This is a genomic window from Actinoplanes sp. NPDC019969 (assembly GCF_055562375.1).
On sequence record NZ_JBVHFK010000012.1, the window covers coordinates 111,719 to 137,544 of the forward strand.

Consider the following 25,826-nt stretch of genomic DNA (forward strand, 5'->3'; position numbering starts at 1 on the left):
TACGGGAGCGCTCCCATGGGCTCAATGAAGACCAATGGAAGACGCTCCGCATAACACTTTCAATCGGTACTTTCTAGCGGGCCGCGAATTGCCACCAGTCGACATTGAGCAGATAGCCGGTGCCGCCCGCGAAGCGCAGGTGGACGTCACGGGTGCCGGTCGCGCCGGTGACCGGGCAGGTGACCGTGGCCCAGGACTGCCAGCCGCCGGTGCCGCCGGTCGAACAGGTGCCGGCCAGGGTTCCGGTGGGGCTGTCCAGGCGCACCTCGATGCGGCCGCCGGCGGTCGCGGAGGCCACCCGGGCCTGGAACGACGCGGCGCCCGTACCGAAAGCGACGCCCTTGATCCTGAGGTAGTCGCCGTTCTCGATGTAGCCGACGTTCCGCCCACCGCCGGAGGCGGCCTCGGTCTCGACGCCCGCGGCCCAGGCCGACGTCTCCGCCTCCTGCCGGACGTACGGGTTCAGCGTCCCCACCTGCGGCGGCCCGGCAGTGGTCATGGTGATCGTGGGGATGGTGCCGTCCGAGCGGTAGGTGAACCGTTCCACCGCGACGGACCTGGTGAAACCGCCACCGCCGGGCAGCGCGCCGTTGTGGTAGAAGAAGTACGACCCGCCGTTGAAGTCGATGACGCCGGCGTGGTTGGTGAAGCTGCCACCCTGCCGGGGCATGACGGTTCCGCGGTAGGTCCACGGACCGGTCGGGCCGGGCGCGGTGGAGTAACCGATGAACTCCGAGCAGCACTCGGCGGCGAAGACGTTGTAGTAGAGGCCGTTGCGCTTGAAGACCCACGGCCCTTCCTCGTACAGCGTCGGCCGGCTCGTGTTCCCCGGCCGGGCGCCGAAACCGGCGGTGGTCAGCGGGATCTGTGTCGGGCCGCCGGAGTAGCTGATCATGTCGGCGTTCAGGCGCACGTACCAGAGGTTCGGGTTGCCCCAGTACAGATACGCCTGGCCGTTGTCGTCGATCATGACGTTCGGGTCGATCTCGCCGTTCTCCACCAGGGGCCGGCCGATCGCGTCGGTGAACGGCCCGGTCGGGCTGCTCGACACGCCCACGCCGATGGCCATCCGGCCGGTGGCCCGGTTCTTGACCGGCACGTACCAGTAGAAGCGCCCGTTGCGCTCGGTGACGTGACCGGCCCAGGCGTCGGCGCTCGCCCAGTTGAAGGTGGCCAGGCTCATCGGCGAGCCGTGGTCGGTCCAGTTCGCCATGTCGGTGGTCGAGTAGACACGCCAGTCCCGCATCGTGAAGTAGGTGGAGCCGTCCTCGTCGTGGCCGGTGTAGACGTAGAGCCTGCCGTTGTGCACCAGCGGGGCCGGGTCGGCGGTGTAGATCGTCTGCACGATCGGGTTGTCGGCCCGCGCCGGGGCGGGCAGCAGCGCCACTGCCGTGAGGGCGGCGGCAGCGAAAGCGAGAACACGGCGGGCAATCATCGCGGCTCCGATACTGTGAGCGCTCACATGGGGATTGCCGGAGAATTACAGAGCCGTCTATCTATTGCAACATTTACGGTCTCTTGATCCCGGTTTCCACGAACTTCCGAGAAAGCGTTATCCGAGGCGCTGTCGCATGGTCGCGGGCCGCTCCATAGGTGGGATGGCCGACCTGCGCCCCCGAACACCACCGCCATCGACGGCTACACGAGCGGCCTCGCCCGACGCTCCTTCCCGACCATCTGACCGTTCACCTCACGGCCGGTCCTGTGTCAAGGTCACTTCCGGCTGGCTCTCATGGCTGTCTCCCGCGCCGGGAGGCAGCCATGAGAGCCAGCCGGGGGGTGACCTTGCAGCCCCGCATCCCGTCGGCCGGAAATCCGCGTCCTCCACAGGCCGTAAATCCTGTCCCGGCCAGCCGCGACCCGCGCGCGCCCTGCCAGCCGCGCCTCGCGCACCCCGCGCGCCCCGCCAGCCACGCCTCGCGCGCCCCGCGACCCGCGCGAACCGCCAGCCGCGCCCCGCGACCGGTAGGCCGCAGAACGCGCCCGCTGGAGTCAGTCGCGCGTCGCGGTGCGGCCGAGGCGGATGGCGGAGAGCAGAAAGAAGACCGCGCCGGGAACGGCGTAACCGACAGCGTTGGCCAGAACCGGGTCGGCTGCCGAAGCGCTCACGATGAACGACCCGCCGGCCAGCACCGACAGCCCGCCACTGAAGATCATCGGCCACTGGCCACCCATCGCGCGGCGGGTGATCGCCACGGCCAGCTGCACCGCGCCCGCGACGACCGCCCAGGCGCCCCATACCCGCAGCATTGCCGGTACGCCCGAGGTGGCCGCCACCGCCAGGGCAATCGCGGCCAGTGAGCTGACCGCGATGTTGAGGTGGAGCAGGGCGGGTGGACCGGTACGGCGCGACGCCCGGGCATCGACGACGGCGGCCGCCACGTCGAACAGCGGATAGAGCACGAACAACGCCCCGACGACAGGCGTGAGCTCCCCGGCGAACGCGAAGGTCACGCCCGCCCAGACGACAGCGAACACGAACCGGCCGAAGTAGAGCCGCCGAAGGGCGGCCGCCGTCGTCGCGATGCCGGGCACGGCGAGGGTCGTCATGGGTGATCCTTTCACCAAGAGAGACAGAACGTTCGTTCTACCTGACGAACGATGACCCACCCACAACCAGAAGTCAAGAACGAACGTTCTTTCCCACTAACATGGCTCCATGGCCCGCATCGAAACCGCACCCCGCCCCTCCGAGCCCCGGCAACGGCTGCTCGGCACGGCGTCCCGGATCTTCTACGCCGAGGGCATCCACTCGGTCGGCGTGGACCGGATCGTCGCCGAGGCGAAGGTCACCCGGGCCACCTTCTACCGGCACTTCCCCGGCAAGGAAGACCTGGTCGTGGCCTACCTGCAGGGCGCCGACGAGGCGATCCGCGCCCAGATCGAGGGGGCCTCCTCCGGCGGCCTGCCGGCGGGCGACACGGTCCGCGCCGTCGCGTCAGCGATCGCCGACGGCATCCGGTCCCCCGGTTTCCGCGGCTGCGCCTTCCTGAACGCGGTGGCCGAGTACCCGAATCCCGGCAGCCCCGTGCACCAGCTGGTCATCGCCCACCGGCAGTGGTTCCACGACACCGTGCGCACTCTGCTGGCGCGGGTCCACGAGACCCACGCCGAGGCCGCTGCTCGGCATTTCGTCATGCTGCGGGACGGCGCCATGGCCGCCGGCTGCCTGTTCGACCCCACCGTGATCTGCGAAACCTTTCTCCGCGGCGTCGACGGCCTGGTCACCACGCACGGAGCCCGCGCGGGGCGGCGACGGTGACGGTTACCTGACGGTGGCGTCAGGCATAGTATGCGAGTTCCCCTCTCCTCCGATGGAGCCGCATCCCATCCCCCAATGGGAGCGCTCCCGATCCCCCGAAGGAACTCGTCTACATGTCTCGAACACGGAAAGTGCTGTCGGCGGCCGCGATGGCGGTGGTCGCTGTCGGCGGCTCGGTGGCGGTCGCCTTTCAGGCGAGCGCGGCGGCCGGCTGCCGGGTCGACTACGCGGTCACCAGCCAGTGGCAGGGTGGCTTCGGCGCGTCGGTGAAGGTCACCAACCTCGGTGACCCGATCACCGCCTGGAACCTGACCTGGTCCTATGCCGCCGGGCAGACCGTCACGCAGGCCTGGAACGCGACGGTGACCCAGAGCGGGACCGCGGTCACCGCCAAGAACGCCGGTTACAACGGCTCGATCGCCACCAACGGGAGCGCCTCGTTCGGGTTCAACGGCGCCTTCACCGCCGCGAACCCGGTGCCCGCCGCGTTCACCCTGAACGGCACGGCCTGCACGGGCGGGGTGACGACGCCGAGCAGCAGCGCGAGCCCGAGCACCAGCGTCTCCCCCAGTACCAGTGTCAGCCCGAGCACCAGCACCGGGCCGGTCACCGGCGGCGCCGCGCAGCTCGTCGCCGACATGGGCAAGGGCTGGAACCTGGGCAACCAGCTGGAAGCCAACATCAACGGGACGCCGAGCGAGACGGCCTGGGGCAACCCGGTCGTGACGGCGGCCCTCATCGACCGGGTGAAGGCGGCCGGCTTCACCACGATCCGCATCCCGGTGTCCTACCTGAACAAGATCGGCGCCGCGCCGGACTACACCGTCGACGCCGCCTGGCTGACCCGGATCCAGCAGGTCGTCGACCTGGCCCACAACCGCGGGCTGTACGTGCTGATCAACATGCACGGCGACGGGTACAAGAGCGTCGGCGGCGCGTGGCTGATCTGCGACGCGGCGTCGCAGACCGCGATCAAGGAGAAGTACCAGAAGGTCTGGCAGCAGGTGGCGAGCCGGTTCCAGAGCTACAGCGGCCGCCTGATCTTCGAGTCGATGAACGAGAACTTCGACGGGCAGTACGGCGCACCGACCCAGCCGTGCTATTCCAACATCAACGCCTACAACCAGATCTTCGTGGACACCGTACGCAAGTCCGGTGGCAACAACACGTCGCGGTGGCTGCTGGTGCCGGGCTGGAACACGAACATCGACCACACCGTGGGCTCCGGGTTCGTGCTGCCCACCGACCAGTTCCGGTCGGCCGCCATCCCGGCCGCCGAGAAGCGGATCATGATCTCGGTGCACTACTACGACCCGTGGGACTTCGCCGGCGAGGAGAACGGCACCATCACGCAGTGGGGCCCGGCGGCCACCAACCCGGCGAAGAAGTCGTCGTGGGGCCAGCAGGACTTCATGGACGCGCAGCTGAAGAAGGTGCACGACACGTTCGTGACGAAGGGCTACCCGGTGTTCGTCGGTGAGTACGGCTCGATCGACAAGACCTCGGCCGACGCGACGAACAACAGGTACCGCGCGGACTTCGCCCGCACCCTGGTCGCCACCGCCAAGAAGTACGGCGCGGCGACCGCCTACTGGGACAACGGCCACAACGGCCAGTACGGGTTCGCGCTGTTCGACCGCAACTCCGCGACGGTGACCCAGCAGGGCATCATCGACGCCATCATGGGCGCCTGACCCCACGGCGAAGGGCGTCCCGCAACCGGCGGGGCGCCCTCAGCCTGCCGGCAGGTGCCGGGGGCACGGGTGTCGCTGCGGGAGCTGGAGCTGTCGTCGCCGGCGTCGGTGGCGGCGCTCGGTGACGCGGCGAACACATCAGCCCCGGACTGTTCGCATCTTCGACCGGCTCGCCGACACCCCCGCCGAGATCGTCACGGAGCTCGGCGAGTCGCTGCGGCAGAACGCGCTCGGGGTGGCGCTCAACGGGGACCTGACCGGGTTCACCGGGCCGGCGCGCAGCATCGGCTACCGGTGGTTCGCCGACCCCGCCGCCCGCGCCCGGTACCACCCTGACGACCACGGTCGGCACTCCCGGGTCTTCGCCTCGGGGTTACGGCACGTGGTCGCCGTGCGGGGACCGGGCTCGCGGGCCGCGTACCTCCAGAATCTCCTGCTGGAAAGCAGCGCGGAGTTCCGGGCGGTGTGGGACGAACACGAGGTCGGGGTGACCCATCAGCACCTCAAACGGTTCGTCCATCCGGAGGTCGGGGACCTGGAACTCACCTGCCAGGCGCTCCTCGACCCGGATCAGGGGCACTCCCTGCTGGTCTACACCGCCGTCCCGGGCAGCGAGAGCTACCAGAGACGGGAGCTGCTCGCGGTCGTCGGCGGGCAGAGCCTGGGCGGTCAGTCGCGGGAGGCCCGTTCGGCGCGGTAGGTCTTGAACATGAAGACGGCGAGCGCGCCGACCAGGGCCACGATGCCGGCCATCATCAGGGCGAAGATGCCGTCGCCGTGCTCGTCACGGACCATCAGGGCGCCGTTGACCAGGAAGTAGGCGCCGATCAGCCCGCCGCCGGCGGTGAGGATCCAGCTGTTGTTGCTGGTGGGCTTGCGCGGGGGCGGGGGCGGCGTGGGGGAAGACGTCACCCCTGCAGTATCGGCCATCGGGAGTGGCGGATCAGAACTCAGGCCCCCCGGGTGCCCCTTAACCGCGGCGGCGGACCCGGTAAAGGGGCGCACCCGGTTCCCCGGGGACGGGCCGCTCCCTACGCTCGAATCCATGACCATCGTCGAGAAGGGCGGGGGGACATGATGATCGAGAGCATCCTGCCGGCCGGTGTCACCGCGGTCGACACCTTCGAGGACCCACCCCGGGTGACCCTCTTCCCGGAGGAGGAGTTCCTCGTCAGCCGGGCCGGAGCGAAACGGCGGGCCGAGTTCGTCACCGGGCGCTGGTGCGCCCGGCAGGCGATGCAGCGGATGGGCCGGCGGCCGGCCCCGATCCTGATCGGCCCACGCGGGGAGCCGCAGTGGCCGGACGGGCTGGTCGGCAGCATCACCCACTGCGTCGGTTACCGCGCCGCGGTGGCCGCGCCGGCCACGCACGTCAGCACCGTCGGCATCGACGCCGAACCGCACGAGAACCTGCCGAACGGCGTGTTCGACGCGATCTCGCTACCTGAGGAACGCGACCGGATCACGCTGCTGGAGTACGAGCATCCCGGCATCCGCTGGGACCGGGCGCTGTTCAGCGCCAAGGAGTCGGTCTACAAGGCGTGGTACCCGATCGCCGAACGGTGGCTCGACTTCGAGGACGTCTCGGTGACCTTCCATCCGGCCACTGCCACCTTCACCGCCGAGCTGCGGACCACCGGGCCGCGGCTGCACGGCCGCACCCTCACCGGCTTCACCGGACGCTGGCTGGTGAAGAACGACCTGGTGATCACCGCCGTCACGATCCTGGTGCCGGCCCGGCAGCCCACGCCGCTGGTCCGCTGATCCGTCACGCACGCGAGAACGCCCGGTCGAGTCGACCGGGCGTTCTCGCGTGGTTCAGGCGCTGACCGAGTGGTCCAGCAGGTAGTGCGCCGGCAGGTCGGTGCGCCGGGTCACGTTGAGCTTGCGGAAGATCCGGGTCAGGTGCTGCTCCACGGTGCTGATCGTGATGAACAGCTTCTTGGAGATCTCCCGGTTGGTGTACCCGTCGGCGGCCAGGACCGCGACGCGCCGCTCGGCCTCGCTGAGGGTCGCCGTGCCCGGGGCCGGGTTCAGCGACTGCGCCGGCATCTCCGCGTCGTCGCCGGCTTCCGGCTTGAGCGCCTGCAGCAGCGGCCCGGCCTCGATCTTCTCGGCCAGGGCGCGGGCCCGGCGGCCGATCATCCCGGCCCGCCGCTGCTCGCCCAGCGCCTGGTACGCCTCGGTCAGGTCGACCAGGGCACGGGCCTGCTCGTACTCGTCGCCGGTCTGCAGATCCACCGCCTGCCGCAGGAACATCGGCCGGTGCCGCAACTGGCTGGTCCCGGCGAACACCCGCATCGCCATCGCCCAGGCCCGGGGGTTGTTCTTGCCGCACCGGTCGAGCTGGTCCGCGACGAGCGTGTGGCCCTCGTCGACCCGGCCCAGCCGCAGCAGCGCCTCCGCGGCGTCCACCCGCCACGGGACCAGGCCGGGCACGTCCAGCTGCCACCTGCCGGCCAGCTCCCCGCAGCGCTGGAAGTCGCGCAGCGCCAGCGGCAACTGCCCGATCGCCATGCTGTAGCGGCCGCGGGCCTGCAGGTAGTGCAGGCCGTACCGGGTCTGGAACATCTCCTCCGGCACCGGCTGGTCCAGCTGCTCCCGGACCAGGTCGTAGCGGCCCATCGCGGTGGCCGCGATCATCATCGGCGCGACGGCGGCGCCGACCGCGACACCCCAGCTGGACCCCGGCATGGTGGTCAGGGCGAGCTGCGCGTGGCGTACGGCGCCCGGCAGGTCCCCGAGCCGCAACGCGATCTCCGCGCTGATCGCCGACAGGCGGGCCAGCCGGCTCGGGGCGCGCCGGGTGACGGCCTCCTCGACGAACAGGGCACACCAGGACGCCGCCTGGTCGCACCAGCCGCCGTAGGTGAGCGCCAGCAGCGCGCTCTCCACGGTGTCCAGGCTCATCTCGTCGAGCCGGGAGTTGTGCAGGATCCGGCCGACCGCGGTGGCGATCTTCTCGGACGGGCCGTGGGTGAGGACGGCGGCCAGCGCGGACGCCGCCTCCAGCCGGTGCCCGGAGGCGACCGTCGACACCGCCGGCAGGTGTGCGGGCGGCTGGCGCAGCACATCGAAGAACGGCGGGTACGTGACCCGCAGCAGCGGCCGGGCGATCGCCAGTTCGCTGCGGCTCTCCTGGTCGAGGTCGCCGGTCGCTCCGTTGAGGTGCTCGAACACGTATCGCGCGTCGGTGAACTGCCCGTTCCACAGCATCGCCTTGGTCAGCGCCAGGGCGTCGCCGCCGCGCAGATGCCCGCGCCGCAGGGCGGCGGTCAGCTCGGAGAGGTAGGTGGTGGAGCTGCCCGGGTTGATCCGCCACGAGGCCCGCAGCATGGTCGTCATGATCTTCGCGCGGCGCTGCTCGTCGGCACAGTTCTGCCAGGCCAGCCGCAGGTAGTTCATCGCCGGGTCGACCCGCCCGTCGCGCAGCGCCTGCCAGGCCGCGTCCTCCAGCACCGCGACGGCCCAGGGCTCGTCGGCCCGGCCCGCGCCGAGCAGCTGGTCGCCGACCACCCGGCTGGACGCCCCACCGTCGTGGGCCAGCACCGCCGCCCGGCCATGCAGGTCACGGCGCTCGGTGTCGGCGATCTCGGCCAGCACCGCCTCGCGGGCCACCGTGTGCCGGAACTCGCCGTTGCGCAGGATCCCGGCGGCGGTGAGGGCCCGGACCGCCTGGCTGACCTGTGCCGGGTCGGCGCCGATCAGCCGGCCGAGGAAGGCCTGGCCGGGCAGGATCGCCGACCCGCGGGCGACCCGCCGCAGCCGGGGGTCGGCCCGGTGCAGGATGGAGACCACGGCCCGGACGAAGTGGCCACCGACGACCGGCTCGGAGTCCGGGGTGCCACCCTCGGCGACGGTCTGCCGATAATCGTCGATAAGACCGGTCACCAGCAGCGGGTTTCCGCCGCTGAGCTCGTGCCAGCGGACCGCGACGCGCTGCGCGTCGGCGGCCGGCAGGGTGCCGGCGGCCATCGCCGCCACCCCGTCCGGCGACAGCGCGGCGATGGTCAGGTGCGCGCCGAGCGGCGCCCGGCTCAGGCTCTCCAGCTCGTACGTCGCCTCGTCCGGCCAGGCGTGCGCGGAGTGGCTGAACACCGCCAGCATCGGCGCGAACCGGACCCGGCGGGCCAGGTGCGACAGGCACAGGATCGAGGCCGGGTCGGCCTGGTCGATGTCGTCGATGACGAGGACGAGCGGGTAACGCTGCGACAGGTCGAGCAGGATGGTGCACAGCCCGTGGACGATCTGCGGATCCATCCGGGCGGCGCCGTCCGGGCCGGGCGGGACGCTCTGCGCGCCCTCGGACAGCAGGTCCATGGCGCGCCGGCTCTCCTCGGGAACCAGCGGCGCGTCCATCAGCAGCTGGCCGAACACGCCGAGCGGCAGATCCTGTTCGGCGCGGGCGCCGACCGCGGTGATGGCCAGGCCGTTCAGGTCGACGACCCGCTCGGCGAACGCGTTCAGCAGCTCGGTCTTGCCGGTGGCGACCGACCCGGTCACCAGTGCGACCCGGCCCTTCCCGGCCACCGCGGCGGCCAGCAGGCCGTCGAGCATCGCCATCGCGTCGTCTCGTTCCACCAGAGCCATGGTTCTTCCCTCCTTCCCGCGGGTGCCCTGTCAGCGAGCGCACCCCGTGATGGGTTCTGTCACTTTCGAAGCTACGGGTCCGCGTTGTCGTACCCTTATCCCCTGCTTATCGCCGTTGACCTGCGCTTATGCCGCGTCGGCGGCGTGCGGGGCAAGAGCTTTCCCGGGGGTACGGGCATCGGTGCGGCCGATCCGGTACGCCGCCGCCCGGACCGCCGACAGGATCGCCGTCTCGAGGTCGTCGTCGACGCCGACACCCCACACGGTCCGGTCACCGGCCGGCATCTCGGCATAGACGGCGGTGCCGCTGTGCCCGGCCAGCCCGGTGCCGGTGCGGTGCACGGCACGCAGGTCGACCCGCCAGGCGGCCAGGTTCTGCCGCACCCGGTCGAGGGTCTCGGTGCGGGCGGCGCCGACCTCGAAGGCGGCGCCGTCGATGTGCAGGACGACCGGCACGGCGGCCCGCAGCCGCAGCGGCACCCGCAGCAGCGGCCGGGTGGCGTACGCGGCCTCGAAAAGCTCGACGACCCGGTCGCCGGTGATCTGTCCACCCTCGGCGTCGGCCCGGGCCTGCACCAGCGCGGCGAACTCGATCTGCAGGTCACGGGGCATGTTCAGGCCGAGCCGGGAGCTGATCACGTACGCCACCCCGCCTTTGCCGCTCTGGCTGTTGATCCGCACGACCGACTCGTAGGTGCGGCCGACGTCCCGCGGGTCGATCGGCAGATAGGGGACCTCCCAGCGCGGGTCGCCGGTGCTCTTGCGCTCGTCGAAGCCCTTCTTGATGGCGTCCTGGTGGGAGCCGGAGAAGGCGGTGTAGACGAGGTCGCCGGCGTACGGGTGCCGGGGGTGCACGGGGATGCCGGTGCAGTGCTCGGTCACCCGGCGGACCTCGTTGAGGTCGGAGAAGTCGATGCCCGGGTCGATCCCCTGGCTGAAGAGATTGAGCCCGAGGGTGACCAGGTCGACGTTGCCGGCCCGTTCGCCGTTGCCGAGCAGGCAGCCCTCGATCCGTTCGGCGCCGGCCAGCAGCGCCATCTCGGCGGTGGCGACCCCGGTGCCCCGGTCGTTGTGCGGATGCACCGACAGGCAGACGTGCCGCCGCCGGGTCAGGCTCCGGTCCATGTACTCGATCTGGTCGGCGAAGACGTTCGGCGTCGTCCGCTCCACCGTGGTCGGGAAGTTCAGCGTGATGGGGCGGCCGGCCTCCGGCTGCCACACGTCCATCACCGCCTCGCAGACCTCCAGGGAGAAGTCCAGCTCGGTGTCGTTGAACAGCTCCGGCGAGTACTGGAAGCCCAGGTCGCAGCCGGCCAGGGTACGGTCGGCGTACTTGAGCATCAGGCGGGTCCCCTGGACGGCCAGTTCCTTGCACTCGGCCCGGTCCATGCCGAAGACCACCCGGCGGAACAGCGGCGACGTGGCGTTGTAGAGGTGGATGGTCGCCTGCCGCGCGCCGGCCAGGCTCTCCACGGTCCGCCGGATCAGCTCGTCGCGGGCCTGCACCAGCACCGAGATCCGGACGTCGTCGGGGATCAGGTCCTGCTCGATCAGCATCCGCAGGAAGTCGTGGTCGTCCTGGCTCGCGACCGGGAACCCGACCTCGATCTCCCGGTAGCCCATGCCGGTCAGCAGCCGGAACATGGTCAGCTTGCGTTCCGGGCCCATCGGCTCGACCAGGGACTGGTTGCCGTCGCGCAGGTCGGTGGAGAGCCACCGTGGCGCCGTGGTGACGGTCCGGGACGGCCACAAGCGGTCCGGGAACGCCTCCGCGGCCGGACGACGGTACCGCTCCACCGCCTGGCGGAACTGTGTCGACATGTCTTCCCCCTGGTGGTGGAGTGCGGGGCCGATCAGCCCCGGAGACCGAAGAACATCGAGTAGGAGTACGGCGCGAGCTGCACCTCGACCTGACAACCGCCGGAGTCGCCGGTCAGCCGGACCTCGACCGAGACCTCCTTGTACGCGGCGCTCAGCCCGAGCGTGGCGAAGTAGGTGTCGCTGTCGAAGACGAGCCGGTACGGGCCCGGCCCGAGCCGGTCCACCGTCCAGTCCTGCAGATCGATGCCGCCGCCGGCGTCCGTCTCGGCCTGGGCGACGGTGAGCCACTCGTCGCCCTTCCCGCAGACGTCGGTGACCTTGCGATCGATGCGGACACGTACTCCTGCCGCCGGCCGTCCGTAGACGACGTCGACGGCCTGTGCAGAGATTCTCATGGCGTCGGCCTTGCTGTCCGGTTGGTGCGGAACTCCATTGGCGCAATGGTCCACCGGCGCGTTATCACGGGGCTTCCATGGCGTTATCGCCTGGTGATATCGCCGATGGCGGTCCGACCAAAGGGCGGTGATAACAGTGCGATAGGCGACGTCCATAACGTCATCGGTGTCGAAGCGGAAAGCACCGCTTCAAGCGAAAACAAACCGAGAGGCAGTCATCCTCATGCGTATCTTCGCCCGCTGGACCGCTCGTTTCGTCCTCGCCGCCGTGACCGCTCTCAGCATCACCGCCGCCGGCTCGGTCGCGGCGAACGCCGATGAGGGTGGCGCCACCAAGAACATTCCCGTGGTCGCCAACCCCGCCCCGATGGAGCACAACCCGTGGGGCTGATCCGTGAACGAACGAAAAGGCGGCCGCACCGATTTCAAGAATGCAGTGCGGCGGCCCTCTCGATTATGAACGGCTGACACTCCGCGACATCGCGCCGTATGCCCCGCTGAGCATCGCCAGCACCCGTTCCTCCAGCACCGGGGCGTTGATTCCGCGGAACTTGTCGAGTGCCCGCTGTAGGTGAGCAACCGCCGTGCGCGGTTCGCCGCCGACCAGGGCCAGCTCGCCCTTGCTGAACTCGGCACGCGCGTCGACGAGCAACTCGCCGTTGTCGGTGGCGATCCGCTGCGCGCTGGACAGCGCCTCGTCGGCCTTGTCCCAGTCGCCGCCACGGGTGTACGCCATGCCCAGCCCCAGACGGGCGTACGCCTCGCCGATCGGATCGCCCAGGTCGCGGACCACCGACAACGCCTCGTCGAAGACGTCCACCGCCCGGTCCGCCTCGCCTGCCTGCAGGTGCGCGTCGCCGAGACGGTGCAGCGCCTGGGCCTCGATCCGCCGGCTGCCCACCCGGCGGCTGAGTTCCAGGGCCTCGACGAGCATCACCTTGGCGCCCTCGGCGTTCTCCCGCTCCAGTTCGACCTGCGCCATGCTGTGCAGCACGTACGCCGACGTGGACAGGTCACCGACCCGGCGCAGCACCGGGAGGATCTGCTCGTACCGCCGGGCGGCCTCGGCCAGGTCGCCACCCATCCGATCCAGGTAGGCGATGTTGCGGCTGGCCAGGGCCTCGCCGTAGTCCTCACCGGCGACGTGGAACAGCTCGGTGGCCTCCTCCAGGCGCTGGCGCGCGTCGGAGAACCGTTTCTCCACGATGTGCAGCGAACCGAGCGAGTACAGGACCACGGCCTGGCCGAGCCGGTCGCCGGACTGCCGGACCGCGCCGAGCGCCACCTCGTGCGTCTCCCGCCAGTCGTTGAGATAGGCCCGCGATTCGAACAGCGCGACCGCGGTGACCGCCAGGTCCCAGCAGAACTCGACCGCGCCGACCGTGGCGGCCTGGCGCACCGCCGCGCTGATCAGCTGACGTTCCCGTTCGAACCAGGCGAGCGGCTCCAGCAGCATCCGGTCGGTGGCCCGGGCGGGGAACTCCCAGCGGGTGGCCGGGCCGTGCAGATGTCCGTTGCCCTGGCCGTACAGCCTGCGCTTCCCCTCTTCGGCGAGGAAGAGGAGCCCGCCGAAGACGCGGTGCAGGGCCGCGTTGCGTTCGCCCAGCGGCTCCTCCGCGGCCAGCCGTTCCCGGGCGAAGACCCGGATCAGGTCGTGGAAACGGTATTGCCGGTGCGGGCCGTGCTCGGTGCCGGCCGGCTCCACCAGTTGCGCCTCCACCAGTTCGTCCAGCAGGTCGTGGGCGTCCGGCAGCGGCTGGTCGAGCAGCGCCGCGCAGACCCAGACCGAGAAGGCGGTGCAGTCCAGGACGGCGAGGAGCCGGAACAACCGGCGGGCCGGGTCGCTGATGTTGTCGTAGGTGATCGAGATGCTGACCCGGATGCCCATCGCGCCGTGGTTCAGCTCGTCGAGCCGGCGCGACTCGTTCTCCAGGCGTTCGACCAGCTGGTCGACGGTCCAGTGCGGGCGCGCCGACAGCCGGGCCCCGGCGATCCGCAGCGCCAGCGGCAGCCGGCCGCACAGCTCGATCAGCGTCGCGGTCGCCTCCGGCTCGGCCCGGAACCGGTCCGGCCCGGCGATCCGGGACAGCAGCTCGACGCACTGCCGCGGGTCGAGCACGTCGATGTCGACGTGCACGGCGCCGGGCAGCGCCCCGAGCCGGCTGCGGGTGGTGACCAGGACCGCTGTCGCCGGGTTGCCCGGCAGCAGCGGCAGCACCTGGGACTCCGAGCCGACGTTGTCGAGCACCACCAGCATCCGGCGGTTCGACAGCAGGCCGCGGTACATCTCCGCGCGTTCCTCCAGGCCGTCCGGGATCGACGTGCCGGGGATCCCGAGGGTGCGCAGGAACCGTTCCAGGATCTGCATCGGGCTGACCCGGCTGGAGGCCCGGCCGTGCAGGTCGGCGAAGAGCTGGCCGTCGGGATAACGCGGCGCCAGCCGGTGCGAGACGTGCACGCCGAGCGCGGTCTTGCCGATACCCGGCTTGCCCGCCACCACGATGATCGGCACGGCCAGCTGCCCCGGATCGTCCGCGGCCATCGCGAGCTGCACCTGGATCGCGTCGATCTGCTTGCTGCGCCCGGTGAAGTCGGCGATGTCGGTGGGCAGCATGCTCGGGACCTGCGGATCGTTGCGCGGCGCCGGCGCGGCGGCCGGCTCCGGGTCCGGTTCCGCTTCCGCCGTCACGGCCGCCGGCGTCTCGATGCCCAGCGGCGGCAGGATCTCCTCCGGTATCGCCACCGGCGGAATCGCGACGACCACCGCCTCCGGCGCGCTCAGCGCGGAGTCGGAGGTGAGGATCGAGCGTTCCAGCCGCTGCAGCCACTCGCTGGGTTCCAGGCCCAGCTCGTCGATCAGCGCGGAGCGGGCCGCGCGATAGGCGTCCAGCGCCTCGGCCTGCCGCCCGGAGCGGTACAGCGCCAGCATCAGCTGGCCCCGAAGGCGTTCGCGCAGCGGGTGGCCGGCCACCAGGCCGCCCAGTTCGGCGATCACCTCACGGTGCCGGCCGAGTTCCAGCTCGAACTCGATGCAGTCCTCGTTGACGGTGAGCCGGCGTTCGGTCAGCCGGTCGGCGACCATCCGCAGCGGCTCGCTGTCGAGGCCTTCCAGGGCCGGGCCCCGCCACAGGTTCAGCGCCTCGCGATACCGGGCGGTCGCCTCCTCCTTGCGGCCGACGGCGCCGGCCGCGCGGGCCTCGAGGATCAGGCTCTCGTACCGCTTCAGGTCGATGGTGGCGCCGGCGGGCACGAGAACGTACCCCTGGTTACGGGTGGCGATCAGCTTGGGATGGCCGTGCTGCCCGAACAGGCGGCGCAGGGCGGACACGCAGATCTGGACCTGCACCCTGGCACTGGACGGGAGATTCTCCCCGTAGACCGCCTTCATCAGGCGATCGATCGAGATCACCGAGCCGGCCTCGAGGACGAGGCTGGCCAGGACGATCTGCTGGCGGTTGCCGCCGAGGTCGATCCGCTGGCCGTCGACGAGCATTTCCAACGGCCCGAGAACACGGAAGTCCATAGGCACCACCGCCCTATCCCGAGGCGTGTGGGACGCGGCCTGTCCTAGCCCGGCGCATCCCACAGCCGTTGTCGAGTAGTGGCGCATTCGCCGGGCCGATGACAGCACCCCGGTGAGTTCGTCTCCACAAACGTCTGTCCCCCATGTGTCGAACCGAGGGTACGAAGTCACCGAGGGGGTGGCTACCGCTTTGCGCACACTCGGGCTCAACTGTCTACTGAAGACTGGACGAACCGCCGATTGCCCCCACGACAGGGCGCATGCATCGAACTCGGTGATCTTCGTAGCGGGCACGGGCACACCCTGCCGACCCGGAATTGATATCACATCCGCAATCCGCGCATCGATGTACGCCGTTGCGAGAAATGCCACCGGGTGGGGTACCCCGGGACCGGGTGAGGGGTCGGGGCCGGCGCGAGTGGGGTACGAACCCGCAGCGGGCCTCGGTAACGTCCGTCGGCAGACATCAGGGCATCGACGGGGGTGGACCCAATGAGGATCGTCTTCTCGGCCGAGGGACTGGCACGCATCCGGCTGCTCAGCACACGCGACCCCGTCTCGGAGACCGTGCTCGCCGCGCGCCTGTTCAGCCGCAGCACCGGCGCCGCCCTCTTCGACCGGTGGCGGCGTTCGGTACGGATCCGGATGGGTCATCCCGCGCAACAGATCGGGCCGATGGCACAGCAGCTGCGCCCGGCGGCCGAGCTGTTCCGGACCCCGTTCGGCGACGGCACGGCCGGCACACCGGGGAACACGCTGCTGCGGCACTTCCACGACACGGCGGTGGCCCCGTACCGGCAGGCGATGTGGGCCTTCCTGGAGGGGGACCGGACCACCCGCGGGGACGTCATCCTCACCGCCGGGGTGGACGGCTTCCTGTGCAGCCTGCACCCCCTCACCACGTGGCAGTTCCCGGTGCTGGAGATCCCGAACGGCTCGGACCGGGTCGTCCGGATCGACGAACGCGGCCTGCAGGTCACCTCGTCGCTGTTCCACTTCGACCGGCCCGAGGTGTTCGGCGCCAACGCCGGCCCGGACGCCGGCCCGCCGGTGCTGGTCTACACCCCGCCGGTGAGCAGCGAGACGGCGGCCCGGCTGTGGGACGCCGAGGTGCACACCCAGCGCGCGCTGGGCGCCCTGGTCGGGCGGACCCGCAGCCGGCTGCTGGCGGCGCTGGGCGGCGGATCCTCCACCACCGAGCTCGGCCGGCGGCTCGGCGTCTCCGCGGCGTCGATCAGCCAGCACACCGGCGTGCTGCGGGAAGCGGGACTGATCACCACGCAGCGCCGGCAGAACACCGTGCACCACAGCCTGACCCCGCTCGGCGCGGCTCTGGTCGACCGCGCGGTGGCCCGCGGCCCCGCCGCCGTCGCCGGGCCCGCCCTGCTGCGGGCGTCCTGACCGGGCCGGCCCGGGATAGCGTGGCCGCGTGAGCCGGCTCCATGGATTCGAGGTACGCGGCACCGGAATCGACGCCGCTGCCGCCGTCCTGCTGACGTACCTCGCCGCCACCGCCACCCTCGACCCGCCCGGCCCGGAGTCCACCGGCCCGGCGTGGCTCGCCTGGGCGGCCGCCGCCGCGGTGTCCCTGCCGATGGTGGCGCGCCGCCGGTGGCCGCTGCCGGCGCTGGCCGTCGCGGTCACCGCCGCCGCGGTCGCCACCGCGGCCGGCGTGGCCGGGATCGGCGTCCTGTTCACGACCTGGGCGCCGGTCGCGCCGCTGCTGTACTCGGCGGCCGCCGCGAGCCGCCGGGTGACGTCGGTGGCCGCGCTGGCCGGGGCCCTGGCCGCCGCGGCCGTCACCGTCCCGTGGCTCTACCTGCGCAGCGGCACCACCCCCGGCGACGCCCCGGACAGCGAGGCGCCACTGTGGTGGCAGGTCGAGCTGGGCGTGATCGTGGTCGGCCTGGCCGCGGCCTGGGCCGCCGGCCGGCTGATCCGGTGGCGGCGCGCGATCCGCGCCGAGTACGCGAGCCGGGCCGCCCGGGACGCGGTCGCCGGCGAGCGGCTGCGGATCGCGCGGGAGCTGCACGACATCGTGGGCCACAGCCTGAGCCTGATCGCGGTCAAGGCGACGGTCGCCAACCACATCGCCGAGGAGCGGCCGGCCGAGAGCCGGGCCGCCCTGCGGACCATCGAGCGGACCAGCCGGTCGGCGCTCACCGAGATCCGGCGGCTGCTCGACGTGCTGCGCGCCGACGACGACCCGGCGGCCGAGCTGGCGCCCTCCCCCGGCCCCGCCGATCTGGCCGATCTGGTGGAGCGGCTGCGGTCACCGGCGTTCCGGGCCGACCTGACCGTGACCGGCGCGGAGGAGCTGCCGGCGGCGGTCGGGCTGACCGTCTACCGGATCGTCCAGGAGTCGCTGACCAACGTGCTGAAACACGCGGAGGCCCGCCGGTGCGCGGTGACCGTGCGGGCCGCGGACGGCGTGGTGCGCATCGAGGTCACCGACGACGGCCGGGGCCGCAGGGCGCGGGACCGGCGCCGCGCCGGGCAGGGACTCATCGGCATGCGCGAACGTGTGAGCATGTACGGCGGCACGCTGTCCACCGAGAACCGTCCCGAGGGCGGCTTCCGCGTGACCGCCGACATCCCGTACACCACCGAGGAGACCGCATGACCGAGGCCGCGCCGGACATCGCCGTGCTCCTCGCCGACGACCACGCGCTGATGCGGGAGAGCTTCCGGGCGCTGCTGGAGGTCTCCCCCGGTTACGCCCCGGTGGGCGAGGCGGGCAACGGCGCCGAGGCGGTACGGATGGCCCGGGACCTGCGGCCGGACGTGGTGCTGATGGACGTCCGGATGCCGGAGATGGACGGCATCGAGGCGACCCGGCGGATCTGCTCGGCCCCGGAGACCGCCGACGTGAAGGTGCTCATCCTGACCACCTTCGACCTCGACGAGTACGTGTATGCCGCGCTCCAGGCCGGGGCCAGCGGCTTCCTGGTCAAGGACGCCACGGCGGCCGAGCTGCTAAGCGGGATCCGGCTGGTCGCGGCCGGCGAGGCGCTGCTGGCTCCGCGGGTGACCCGGCGGCTGATCGCCACCTTCACCGGCCGGGACGGCGGGCCGGATGGCGTGCCGCGCGGACTGGAGGCGATCACCGAGCGCGAGCGGGAGGTGCTCGGCCTGATCGCCCGCGGCCTGTCGAACACCGAGATCGCCGAGCACCTGCACCTCGGCGTCGGCACGGTGAAGACGCACATCACCCGGCTGCTGAGCAAGCTCGGCGCCCGGGACCGCGCGCAACTGGTGATCACGGCGTACGAGTCGGGTCTGGTGCGCCCGAACGCCCGCTGATCAACGCGTTCCGCCGTTCGTCCGATGGCAGCGCGATGATCGGCTATCCGGAACCGCCCTATATCAAGCGTTGACAATATTGATGAGTACCTTAGTGAGCGTTATGGTGGCCGAATCGTGAACCGGAAACGGGCGGTGCGTGAATAACTGATCACGGGGGAACCACCATGCGCCTACGCCGCAGTGTCGTCGCTTTCCTATTTTTTCTGGCATCGGCTTTGTCGGTCAGCGTCCCGGGCGCTGGCGCGGCGGCCGCGCACGAACACGCTGACCATTCCGGTCACCGGCACACCGCGGTGGCGGCCCACCAGCACGAGCACGCCGAGGACGACGCGGACCACCGGGCCCAGGACCTCGTCGGCACCCCGATGCGGGTGATCGAGGAGCAGACCACCGCCAACGCCGACCGGATCCAGCGCGCCACCGGCCTGCGTCCCGGCGTGTCGCCCCGCCGCGCGGCCGCCGTCGATCCCGGCGCCGGCGGGGCGTGGAGCCCGGTGGTGAACACGCCGGTGGTGCCGGTCTTCACCGCGATGCTGCCCAACGGCAAGCTGCTGATCTGGGACTCCGTCGGCGACAACCCGGTCGAGACGTACCCCACCCACAACTTCACCCGGGCCATGGTCTTCAACCCGGCCAACAACACGTCCAAGCGCGTGGACCTGCAGGGCACCAACATCTTCTGCGCCGGGTTCGCGCATCTGGCCAACGGCAACATCCTGGTCGCCGGCGGCAACGCCAACCCGCAGATGGCCGGGACCGTGCAGACCCACGTCTTCAACTGGCAGACCGAGACGTGGACCCGGGGCGCGAACATGGCGGCCGCCCGGTGGTACCCGTCGGTGGCCGAGACGGCGAACGGCGAAGAAGTGATCATCGGCGGCGGGCCGTCGCTGGCCGAGGTCTACCAGACCAACGGCGCCATTCGGAAACTGACCAATTTCACCAGATACAACCAGCGGATGTATCCGTTCATGGGCTCCCGGCCGGATACCCAACTGGGCTTCTTCGGTCCCTGGCTGACCGGTTTCACGATCACCACTTCCGGCGACGGGATCATCACCGGGACATCGGTACGCGATTCGGTGGCGCGGATCTACGGGAGCTTCTCCCCGTACGACGTCGGAAAGACCATCGTGGTCGGCGGCGGCGACGTCACCGAGGGTGGCGTGGCGCGCGTGCCCACCCGGACCGCCGTCCTGCTGGACGCCAACAACACCATCAACCCGGTGGTGAGCGCGACCGGCTCGCTGAACACCGGGCGCCGCCAGCTCAACGCCACCGTCCTCGCCGACGGCTCGGTGCTCGCCACCGGCGGCATGACCAGCACCGCCACCGACGGCCTGGTCGACCTCCAGCACGCCGTCACCGAGGCCGAACGCTGGGACCCGGCGACCGGGCAGTGGACGGTCCTGGCCGCCGCCGCACGGATCCGGCAGTACCACTCGACGGCCGCGCTGCTGCCGGACGGGCGGGTCATCACCGGCGGCGGCGGGATCTGCGCGCGCTGCCTGGGCATCGGCTACCTGGAGAAGAACGTCGAATACTTCAGCCCGCCGTACCTGTACAAGAAGGACGGCAGCGGCCAGCTCGCCGACCGGCCGGTCATCTCCAGCGCGCCGGCCACCGTCAGCGCCAGTTTCACCGTGACCAGCCCGCACGCGGGCGCCGTCCGCAAGGTCGCGCTGGTCGGGCTCGCCGATGTCACGCACGGCGTCGACCAGGGCCAGCGGTACGTGCCGCTGAACTTCACCGCCTCCGGCACCACGCTCACCGTCACCGGGCCGCCGTCCGGCGGCGCGGCGCCGCCCGGCTACTACATGCTGTTCATCGTCGACGAGGCCGGCGTGCCGTCGGTCGCGAAGATGGTGCAGGTCGGCCCCGGGCCGAAACCGCTGATGAGCCCGGTCAAGAACGGCGGCGGCCGCTGCCTCGACGTGCCCGGATCCGCCCTCGCCGCCGGCACCTGGCTGCAGAGCTACGACTGCAACGGCACCAAGGCGCAGGCGTGGAGCCGGGTCGGGCTGTCGCTCCGGAGCGTCGGCAACTGCCTCGACGTACCCAACCAGAACTTCGTGACCGGCCAGCGGATCTGGGCCTGGACGTGCAACAACGGGCCCGCGCAGCAATGGCGGGGCTTCGCCGACGGCACGATCCGGCCGGCCCGCAACACCGCGTTGTGCCTGAGCGCCATCGGATCGGCGAACAGCGCCCAGGTCCTCGTCTACACCTGCAACGGCAGCTACCTGCAGAAGTGGACGCTGTGACCGGACGGGGCCGACGGCGGGCGCCGTCCTGACGGACAGTGGCCGGGTGAAGAGGGCCATGGCCGCGCTGACCGTCGCGGCGTTCGCCACGCTCGCCATCGACGTGTTCTCCGACGGCCACTCCCGCTGGGCGGTGGTCTGCGGGGCGGCGTTCGCGCTGCTGGCCACCCGCGGGTACGCGACCGTCGCCGCCCGCCCGCAGCGGTGGCCGCGGTACGCGTACGTCCTGGCCCTGTTCCTGCTGGGTCTGGGGTCGTTCGCGTTCTCCGCCGCGTCGGTCGGCGCCACCCTGCTGCTGCCGTTGCGCGCCGTCGCCTGCGTGGTCCTGCCGCTGCCGTTGCTCCACGCCGGCATGGAACTCGACGAGCGGATCGCCGAGAGGTGCGGCGCGATGACCGGCTGGGCGTGATCTCCGGTGACGTGCTGATGACCGCCGGTCACGTCCTGATGTTCCCGGCGATGGCCGTCCCGATGATCTGGCGGCAGCGCCGGGAGCAGCGGTTAGTCTTGCCCGCGTGCCAGGATCATCGTTGACCGCCGTTGTCCGCCAGGCCGTCGTGGCCGACGTGAGCAGCATCGCCGAGATCTGTTCCACGTCCTACCGCGACGCCTACCGGGATCTCCTCCCGCCCGGTTACATCGAGCGCAGTGTCGTCGCCTTCTACGACGAGGCGCGCGTCGCCCGGGACCTGGCGGCCGCGCCGCCGGAGTGGTTCGGCTACCAGGTCGTCGAGGAGGACGGCAGGGTGCTCGGCGCCGCCGGTGGTGGGATGACCGGCCTGCGCACCGGCGAGCTGTCGCTGATCTACCTGGCGTCCGCCGAGCGGGGCCGCGGTCTCGGCACCCGGCTGCTGGACCGGGTGACCGCGCAGATCCGGGCGGCCGGCGGCACCGAGATGTGGGTGTCGGTGTTCCTCGGCGACCAGCGCGGCATCGGGTTCTACCGGGCGCGCGGCTTCGAGCCGGTCGACACGGTCCGCGCCGCCCTGTCCCGCGTCGACGACCACATCCGCAGCCTGCGGATGCGCCGCCTCTTCTAGCGTGTGGATTTCGGGCGCGTAGGACGGCCGAACTCAACACACCCGAGAGCGTGTGGTTTTCGGGCGCGTAGGACGGCCGAACTCAACACAACCAAGAGCGTGTGGATTTCGGGCGCGTGGGACGGCCGAACTCGACACGCTCAGCTCAGCTTGGCACCGCTCAGGGCCGGGTCGCCCTGACCCAGGTAGAAGATGCCGGGCAGCCCTGTCGTCTCGAACGTCGCGCTCACGTTGCGGCGCAGCGTCGAGTTGCGGATCGCCAGGGTGCCGGTGCGGTCGTTGCTGACGTAGAACACCGCCCCGCCGCCCTCCACGGCCCGGTTCTTCTCGATCAGCGTGCCGTCGAGCTTCAGGTCGTAGTCGTCGCCGTCGGTGTAGATCGCGCCGCCGCTCCCACCGCCGGGCGTGCCGTCCCGGGCCGGATTCGCGCCCTTGCCGATCGCCGCGTTCCCGGAGAACACGCTGTTCAGGACGGTCCAGGAGACGTGCAGGCCGCTGAGCGCGCCGCCGTTGGAGCACTCCCCGCCGGTGAAGGTGCTGCCCACCACGTACACCGGCTGGTTTCCGCCCTGCAACCGCACCCGGATCGCACCGCCACCGACGTCCGGGCCGGTCCGCTCGCACCGGTTGCCGGTGAACCGGGAGTTGATCACCTTGAGGCCGCCACCGATCACGAAGATCGCGCCCCCGCCGCCGGTCCCGTCGCCGCCCCCGGTGGCGTTGCCGCGGGTGAACGCCAGGTTCTGCACGGTCAGCCGGGGCGTCACCTTGTCGTGGCAGTGCCCGCTCGCCGTACTCGTGCCCTGCGCGGTGTCGCAGACGTTCATGTAGAGGATGCGGCGGCTGCCGGCGCCGCTGAGGGTGACCCGGCCGCCGCCGTCCAGGACCACCTTCGCCACGTTGTTGCGCACCTTCGCGGTGGCGGTCATGGTGATCGTGACGGGCGACGGGCCGCAGTCGAAGGTGATCACGCCGCCGGCGGCGACGGCCTTCACGACGGCGGCGGAGGTGCAGCTCGCGGGGGTGCCGTTGCCGATCGTACGGTCGGGTCTGCTGCTGTCCACCGCCCGCGCCGCCGCCGGGACGACCGCCTTGCCCGAGGAGTTGCCGGGTTTCGGCAGAGTCTTGACGGCAGGCGGCTTCTTCGGAGTGGCCGAGACGGACGGCTTCGCCGGCGCGACCGGCTTGGCGGGCGCAGCCGACGGTAACGGCGGCGTGGCGGACGACGTCACTGGCGTGGCGGGTGACGGCGCCGCGACCGGCGTGCTGGGCGGGGCGGACCGGCAGGCGGCCAGGGCGCCGGCGAGCAGCAGGGTCAGGGCGATCCGTCGAATCCGCACCGGCCGATATTAAGCGCGGTCCGGGACCCCGCGGGGCCCCGGACCGCCCGGGTGATGTGTCAGCGTGCGGTCGCGTACGCCGCGGATCCGATCAATTCGAGCGAAACCTGCAGCCGCTCCAGGCTGATGTTCTTGGCGATGGTGTCCTCCGGGCTGTGGTACGGCGGCTCCAGCAGCGCCGGCGACTCCTCACCACGCCAGGAGAAGTTCGCCGACGCGATCCCGACCTCCTGGAACGACTGGTGGTCGCTGGAGCCGCGCAGGGTGACCGGGGAGATCCGCGGGGCGTACCCGAGCCGGTTCGCCGCCGCCGTCACCTCGTCGGTCGCCCGGTTCGGCTGCCCGGTGAACGACAGCAGCCAGTACCGCGTCGCCGGGTCCCAGCTGGTCGCCACCATGTCGTTCTGGAAGACCGCGACGTGCCGGTCCCGCTCGGCCTGCGACAGCTGGGCCACGTGGTAGCGGGAGCCGATCAGGCCGCCCTCCTCGGAGCCCCACAGCGAGAACCGCAGCGTCGCCGTCGTCGGCAGGTGCCGCAGCACCCGGGCCAGTTCCAGGGTGAGCACGGTGCCGGAGCCGTCGTCGTTGGCGCCGGGCGCGCCGATCACGGTGTCGTAGTGGGCGCTCACCGCCACCAGCGGTCCGGTCGCCGGGCCGCGACGGCGGCGCTCGGCGATCACGTTGTGCGAGGTCAGGCCGCGGTGCGCGACCGTCGACACGGTGAGCTTGAGCCGGCCCTTCGCCAGCAGGGCACGCAGCCGGTGCTTCTGCGCCTGGGCGACGCCGACGACCGGGATCGCCACCGGGTTCTCCGCGGAGGCCGGCAGGGTCGGGCTGAACGCCGAGGCCCGGCGCGGCTCGACCAGGTCGGCGGGCAGGAAGATCACGGCGGCGGCGCCACGGGCCACGGCGGTCGCGACCAGGGCCTCCCGGGTGGCGGCCACGTAGTCGATCAGCAGGATCTTGCCCTTGACGTCGGCCGGGTAGGCGTCGTCGGCGCCGGAGCCGGCGTCCAGCACGTCGCCGCGCACCTTGACGTCCAGGGCGGCGTGCGGCGACGCCCCGGCCTGCCAGTTGAGGTCACGCGGCAGTCCGCGCGGCGCGTCGAGCTGGGCCAGGAACTTGTCGGCGACCGGGAACGGCTGCAGCGTCACGTCGTAGCCCAGCTTGTCGAGCACGCCGGAGATGTAACCGGCGGCCTTGTGCTCGGAGCGGGTGCCGCCGATGCGCGGGCCGATGCCCTCGGACAGCACCCGCAGGTGCTGCAGGGCGCGCTCGGCCGAGACCCGGTTGACGACCAGCAGGTCGTTCTTGGTCAGGGTCGGTGGGCGGACCGCTCCCGGCCGCTGGTCGCCGGCCGCCCAGGCGGGCGCGGGCAAGGCGACTGTCGCCGCGCCGCCGAGCGCGATCGTGAGCATCCGGCGGCGGGACAGTGAAGACTTCTCGGCAGGTGTTTCCAAGATTCCCCCTCGCTGAGGAAGATCGCCGATCCCGGTGAGGATGACGACCCACGTGCGAGAGAGACTATGGTCCATATAGGTGCCGGGCAATGGTTGAGATCGACGGCTATCCCTGGTAGCTGACGCCGGTGGGCCGGACGACGTAGACGACCCGGTGCGCCACGTCGCCGGGCGGGCCGTCCATGCGCAGGCCGTACCGGTCGGCCAGCGACGCGAAGAACACGCCCTCGGTGTCCGGCTCGATCCGCTCCACCAGGCCGCGCACCTCCAGGTAGCGGTAGGGCCGCTCGGGATCGTTGATCGACAGGCTGATCCGCGGCTCGCCGGTCACGTTGCGGTACTTGCGGCGGGTGGTCGTGTTGGTGAACCGCAGGAACTCGCCGTCGTAGCTGAACCACATCGGGTTCACCTGCGGCTCGCCGTCGGCACGCACGGTGCCCAGGTGACCGAAGAGCGGCCGTTCCAGCAGATCGGTGTAACTGTCCGGGATGATGCTCATGTGACAGAACCCTGTCATACAACAGGGTACGAATTCAACCCGGCCCCATGGCAGAATGCGGACATGAGCGCGACGGACGGCCGGCTGGGCTTCGTGATCAAACGGGCCGAGCAGGCGCTGATCGCCCGCAAAACCGCCGCGCTGCGCGAGTTCGGCCTGACCGTCCCGCAGTACGCGGCCCTGCTGCTGCTCGCCGAGGCCGGCGACACCGGGATGTCCGCCGCCCAGCTCGCCCGCGAGTCCCTGGTCACCCCGCAGACGATGGCCACCGTGCTGACCAACCTGGAGGCCAAGGCGCTGATCGGCCGCGGCCCGTCCCCGCTGCACCAGAAGGTCGTCGTGAACCGGCTGACCACCGCCGGGGCCACCCTGCTGGCCGGCGCCGACGCCGCCGCGCTCGATGTCGAACGGCAACTCGCCGCCGCCTTCACCGGCCCCGAGCTGGCCGCCTTCACCGCACTCCTGGAACGCGCCGTCACCGTGCTCTCGACCACCCGTTCGTAGGACCGCGCCCGGTTCCGGTCCCTCGCGAACACGCAGGCCGGAGGGGGTGCGACCGGCCCTGTCGCTCGTTCGGGGTGTTGACCCCATGTAGGCGTACGTCAATTCTGTGCCGCGTTGTGAAAACGATC

The 25,826-nt window shown here is 71.2% G+C and carries 22 protein-coding genes; 12 read left to right on the forward strand and 10 right to left on the reverse strand.

Going from position 1 to position 25,826, the window contains the following annotated elements:
• Positions 1 to 73: 73 nt before the first annotated feature.
• Both ACZ3II_RS31775 and ACZ3II_RS31780 read right to left on the reverse strand, forming a co-directional pair.
• On the reverse strand, positions 74 to 1,435 hold the full coding sequence (locus ACZ3II_RS31775; RefSeq protein WP_465522202.1) for a glycoside hydrolase family 43 protein: 1,362 nt from the start codon (positions 1,433 to 1,435) through the stop codon (positions 74 to 76).
• Between the two features lie 557 nt (positions 1,436 to 1,992).
• Positions 1,993 to 2,550 carry a hypothetical protein gene (locus ACZ3II_RS31780; protein WP_465522205.1) on the reverse strand — a complete coding sequence of 186 codons (558 nt, stop codon included), beginning with the start codon at positions 2,548 to 2,550 and terminating at the stop codon, positions 1,993 to 1,995.
• A gap of 109 nt (positions 2,551 to 2,659) precedes the next feature.
• On the opposite strand from ACZ3II_RS31780, the gene ACZ3II_RS31785 reads away from it, so the two are divergent.
• From ACZ3II_RS31785 to ACZ3II_RS31795, 3 genes are all read left to right on the forward strand, one after another.
• Entirely contained in the window at positions 2,660 to 3,262 is a 603-nt protein-coding gene (locus ACZ3II_RS31785; RefSeq protein WP_465522207.1) for a TetR/AcrR family transcriptional regulator, read from the forward strand.
• A gap of 113 nt (positions 3,263 to 3,375) precedes the next feature.
• Positions 3,376 to 4,956: a cellulase family glycosylhydrolase gene (locus ACZ3II_RS31790; protein ID WP_465522209.1), complete on the forward strand. Its 1,581-nt coding sequence runs from the start codon at positions 3,376 to 3,378 to the stop codon at positions 4,954 to 4,956.
• Positions 4,957 to 5,077: 121 nt separating this feature from the next.
• Positions 5,078 to 5,656, forward strand: a complete 579-nt coding sequence (locus ACZ3II_RS31795) for an MmyB family transcriptional regulator (protein WP_465522211.1) — start codon at positions 5,078 to 5,080, stop codon at positions 5,654 to 5,656.
• On the opposite strand, the gene ACZ3II_RS31800 is transcribed toward ACZ3II_RS31795, so the two are convergent.
• Positions 5,626 to 5,868 (reverse strand): hypothetical protein, encoded by a 243-nt coding sequence (locus ACZ3II_RS31800; protein ID WP_465522213.1) that lies wholly within the window; start codon positions 5,866 to 5,868, stop codon positions 5,626 to 5,628. The genes ACZ3II_RS31795 and ACZ3II_RS31800 overlap by 31 nt on opposite strands.
• 162 nt (positions 5,869 to 6,030) lie before the next feature.
• Between ACZ3II_RS31800 and ACZ3II_RS31805 the strand changes: the two genes are divergently transcribed.
• Positions 6,031 to 6,720, forward strand: coding sequence for a 4'-phosphopantetheinyl transferase family protein (locus ACZ3II_RS31805; protein WP_465522215.1), 690 nt, complete (start codon positions 6,031 to 6,033; stop codon positions 6,718 to 6,720).
• Between the two features lie 54 nt (positions 6,721 to 6,774).
• On the opposite strand, the gene ACZ3II_RS31810 is transcribed toward ACZ3II_RS31805, so the two are convergent.
• From ACZ3II_RS31810 to ACZ3II_RS31820, 3 genes are all read right to left on the reverse strand, one after another.
• A complete protein-coding gene (locus ACZ3II_RS31810; RefSeq protein ID WP_465522217.1) occupies positions 6,775 to 9,546 on the reverse strand; it encodes a helix-turn-helix transcriptional regulator in 2,772 nt (923 codons plus the stop codon).
• A 126-nt stretch (positions 9,547 to 9,672) separates the two neighbouring features.
• A complete protein-coding gene (locus tag ACZ3II_RS31815) occupies positions 9,673 to 11,367 on the reverse strand; it encodes a 2-isopropylmalate synthase (RefSeq protein ID WP_465522219.1) in 1,695 nt (564 codons plus the stop codon).
• 32 nt (positions 11,368 to 11,399) lie between these two features.
• The gene (locus tag ACZ3II_RS31820) at positions 11,400 to 11,762 is read right to left on the reverse strand and encodes a hydroxyisourate hydrolase (RefSeq protein WP_465522221.1); all 363 of its coding nucleotides are present in this window, start codon (positions 11,760 to 11,762) and stop codon (positions 11,400 to 11,402) included.
• 223 nt (positions 11,763 to 11,985) lie between these two features.
• Here ACZ3II_RS31820 and ACZ3II_RS31825 point away from each other — a divergent pair, with 223 nt between their 5' ends.
• Positions 11,986 to 12,153, forward strand: coding sequence for a hypothetical protein (locus tag ACZ3II_RS31825; RefSeq protein WP_465522223.1), 168 nt, complete (start codon positions 11,986 to 11,988; stop codon positions 12,151 to 12,153).
• A 63-nt stretch (positions 12,154 to 12,216) separates the two neighbouring features.
• Here the strand turns inward: ACZ3II_RS31825 and ACZ3II_RS31830 are convergent, their stop codons facing one another.
• On the reverse strand, positions 12,217 to 15,285 hold the full coding sequence (locus tag ACZ3II_RS31830; RefSeq protein ID WP_465522225.1) for an AfsR/SARP family transcriptional regulator: 3,069 nt from the start codon (positions 15,283 to 15,285) through the stop codon (positions 12,217 to 12,219).
• A gap of 492 nt (positions 15,286 to 15,777) precedes the next feature.
• Between ACZ3II_RS31830 and ACZ3II_RS31835 the strand changes: the two genes are divergently transcribed.
• The 6 genes from ACZ3II_RS31835 (at position 15,778) to ACZ3II_RS31860 (ending at position 21,895) form a co-directional block, all read left to right on the forward strand.
• Complete coding sequence (locus ACZ3II_RS31835) at positions 15,778 to 16,686, forward strand: ArsR/SmtB family transcription factor (protein WP_465522227.1); 909 nt, start codon at positions 15,778 to 15,780, stop codon at positions 16,684 to 16,686.
• A 28-nt stretch (positions 16,687 to 16,714) separates the two neighbouring features.
• A complete protein-coding gene (locus ACZ3II_RS31840) occupies positions 16,715 to 17,908 on the forward strand; it encodes a sensor histidine kinase (RefSeq protein WP_465522229.1) in 1,194 nt (397 codons plus the stop codon).
• Positions 17,905 to 18,588: a response regulator gene (locus ACZ3II_RS31845; RefSeq protein WP_465522231.1), complete on the forward strand. Its 684-nt coding sequence runs from the start codon at positions 17,905 to 17,907 to the stop codon at positions 18,586 to 18,588. Before ACZ3II_RS31840 ends, ACZ3II_RS31845 begins: the two co-directional genes overlap by 4 nt.
• 167 nt (positions 18,589 to 18,755) lie before the next feature.
• The gene (locus ACZ3II_RS31850; RefSeq protein WP_465522233.1) at positions 18,756 to 20,855 is read left to right on the forward strand and encodes a galactose oxidase-like domain-containing protein; all 2,100 of its coding nucleotides are present in this window, start codon (positions 18,756 to 18,758) and stop codon (positions 20,853 to 20,855) included.
• A gap of 46 nt (positions 20,856 to 20,901) precedes the next feature.
• Complete coding sequence (locus ACZ3II_RS31855) at positions 20,902 to 21,264, forward strand: hypothetical protein (RefSeq protein ID WP_465522235.1); 363 nt, start codon at positions 20,902 to 20,904, stop codon at positions 21,262 to 21,264.
• 121 nt (positions 21,265 to 21,385) lie between these two features.
• Entirely contained in the window at positions 21,386 to 21,895 is a 510-nt protein-coding gene (locus tag ACZ3II_RS31860) for a GNAT family N-acetyltransferase (RefSeq protein ID WP_465522236.1), read from the forward strand.
• A 140-nt stretch (positions 21,896 to 22,035) separates the two neighbouring features.
• Here ACZ3II_RS31860 and ACZ3II_RS31865 read toward each other — a convergent pair whose 3' ends face one another.
• The 3 genes from ACZ3II_RS31865 to ACZ3II_RS31875 form a co-directional block, all read right to left on the reverse strand.
• The gene (locus ACZ3II_RS31865; protein WP_465522237.1) at positions 22,036 to 23,235 is read right to left on the reverse strand and encodes a hypothetical protein; all 1,200 of its coding nucleotides are present in this window, start codon (positions 23,233 to 23,235) and stop codon (positions 22,036 to 22,038) included.
• 59 nt (positions 23,236 to 23,294) lie between these two features.
• Positions 23,295 to 24,695, reverse strand: coding sequence for a M28 family peptidase (locus ACZ3II_RS31870; protein ID WP_465522238.1), 1,401 nt, complete (start codon positions 24,693 to 24,695; stop codon positions 23,295 to 23,297).
• A 106-nt stretch (positions 24,696 to 24,801) separates the two neighbouring features.
• A complete protein-coding gene (locus ACZ3II_RS31875) occupies positions 24,802 to 25,194 on the reverse strand; it encodes a PPOX class F420-dependent oxidoreductase (RefSeq protein ID WP_465522240.1) in 393 nt (130 codons plus the stop codon).
• Between the two features lie 63 nt (positions 25,195 to 25,257).
• Between ACZ3II_RS31875 and ACZ3II_RS31880 the strand changes: the two genes are divergently transcribed.
• Entirely contained in the window at positions 25,258 to 25,698 is a 441-nt protein-coding gene (locus tag ACZ3II_RS31880; protein WP_465522242.1) for a MarR family winged helix-turn-helix transcriptional regulator, read from the forward strand.
• Positions 25,699 to 25,826 lie beyond the last annotated feature (128 nt).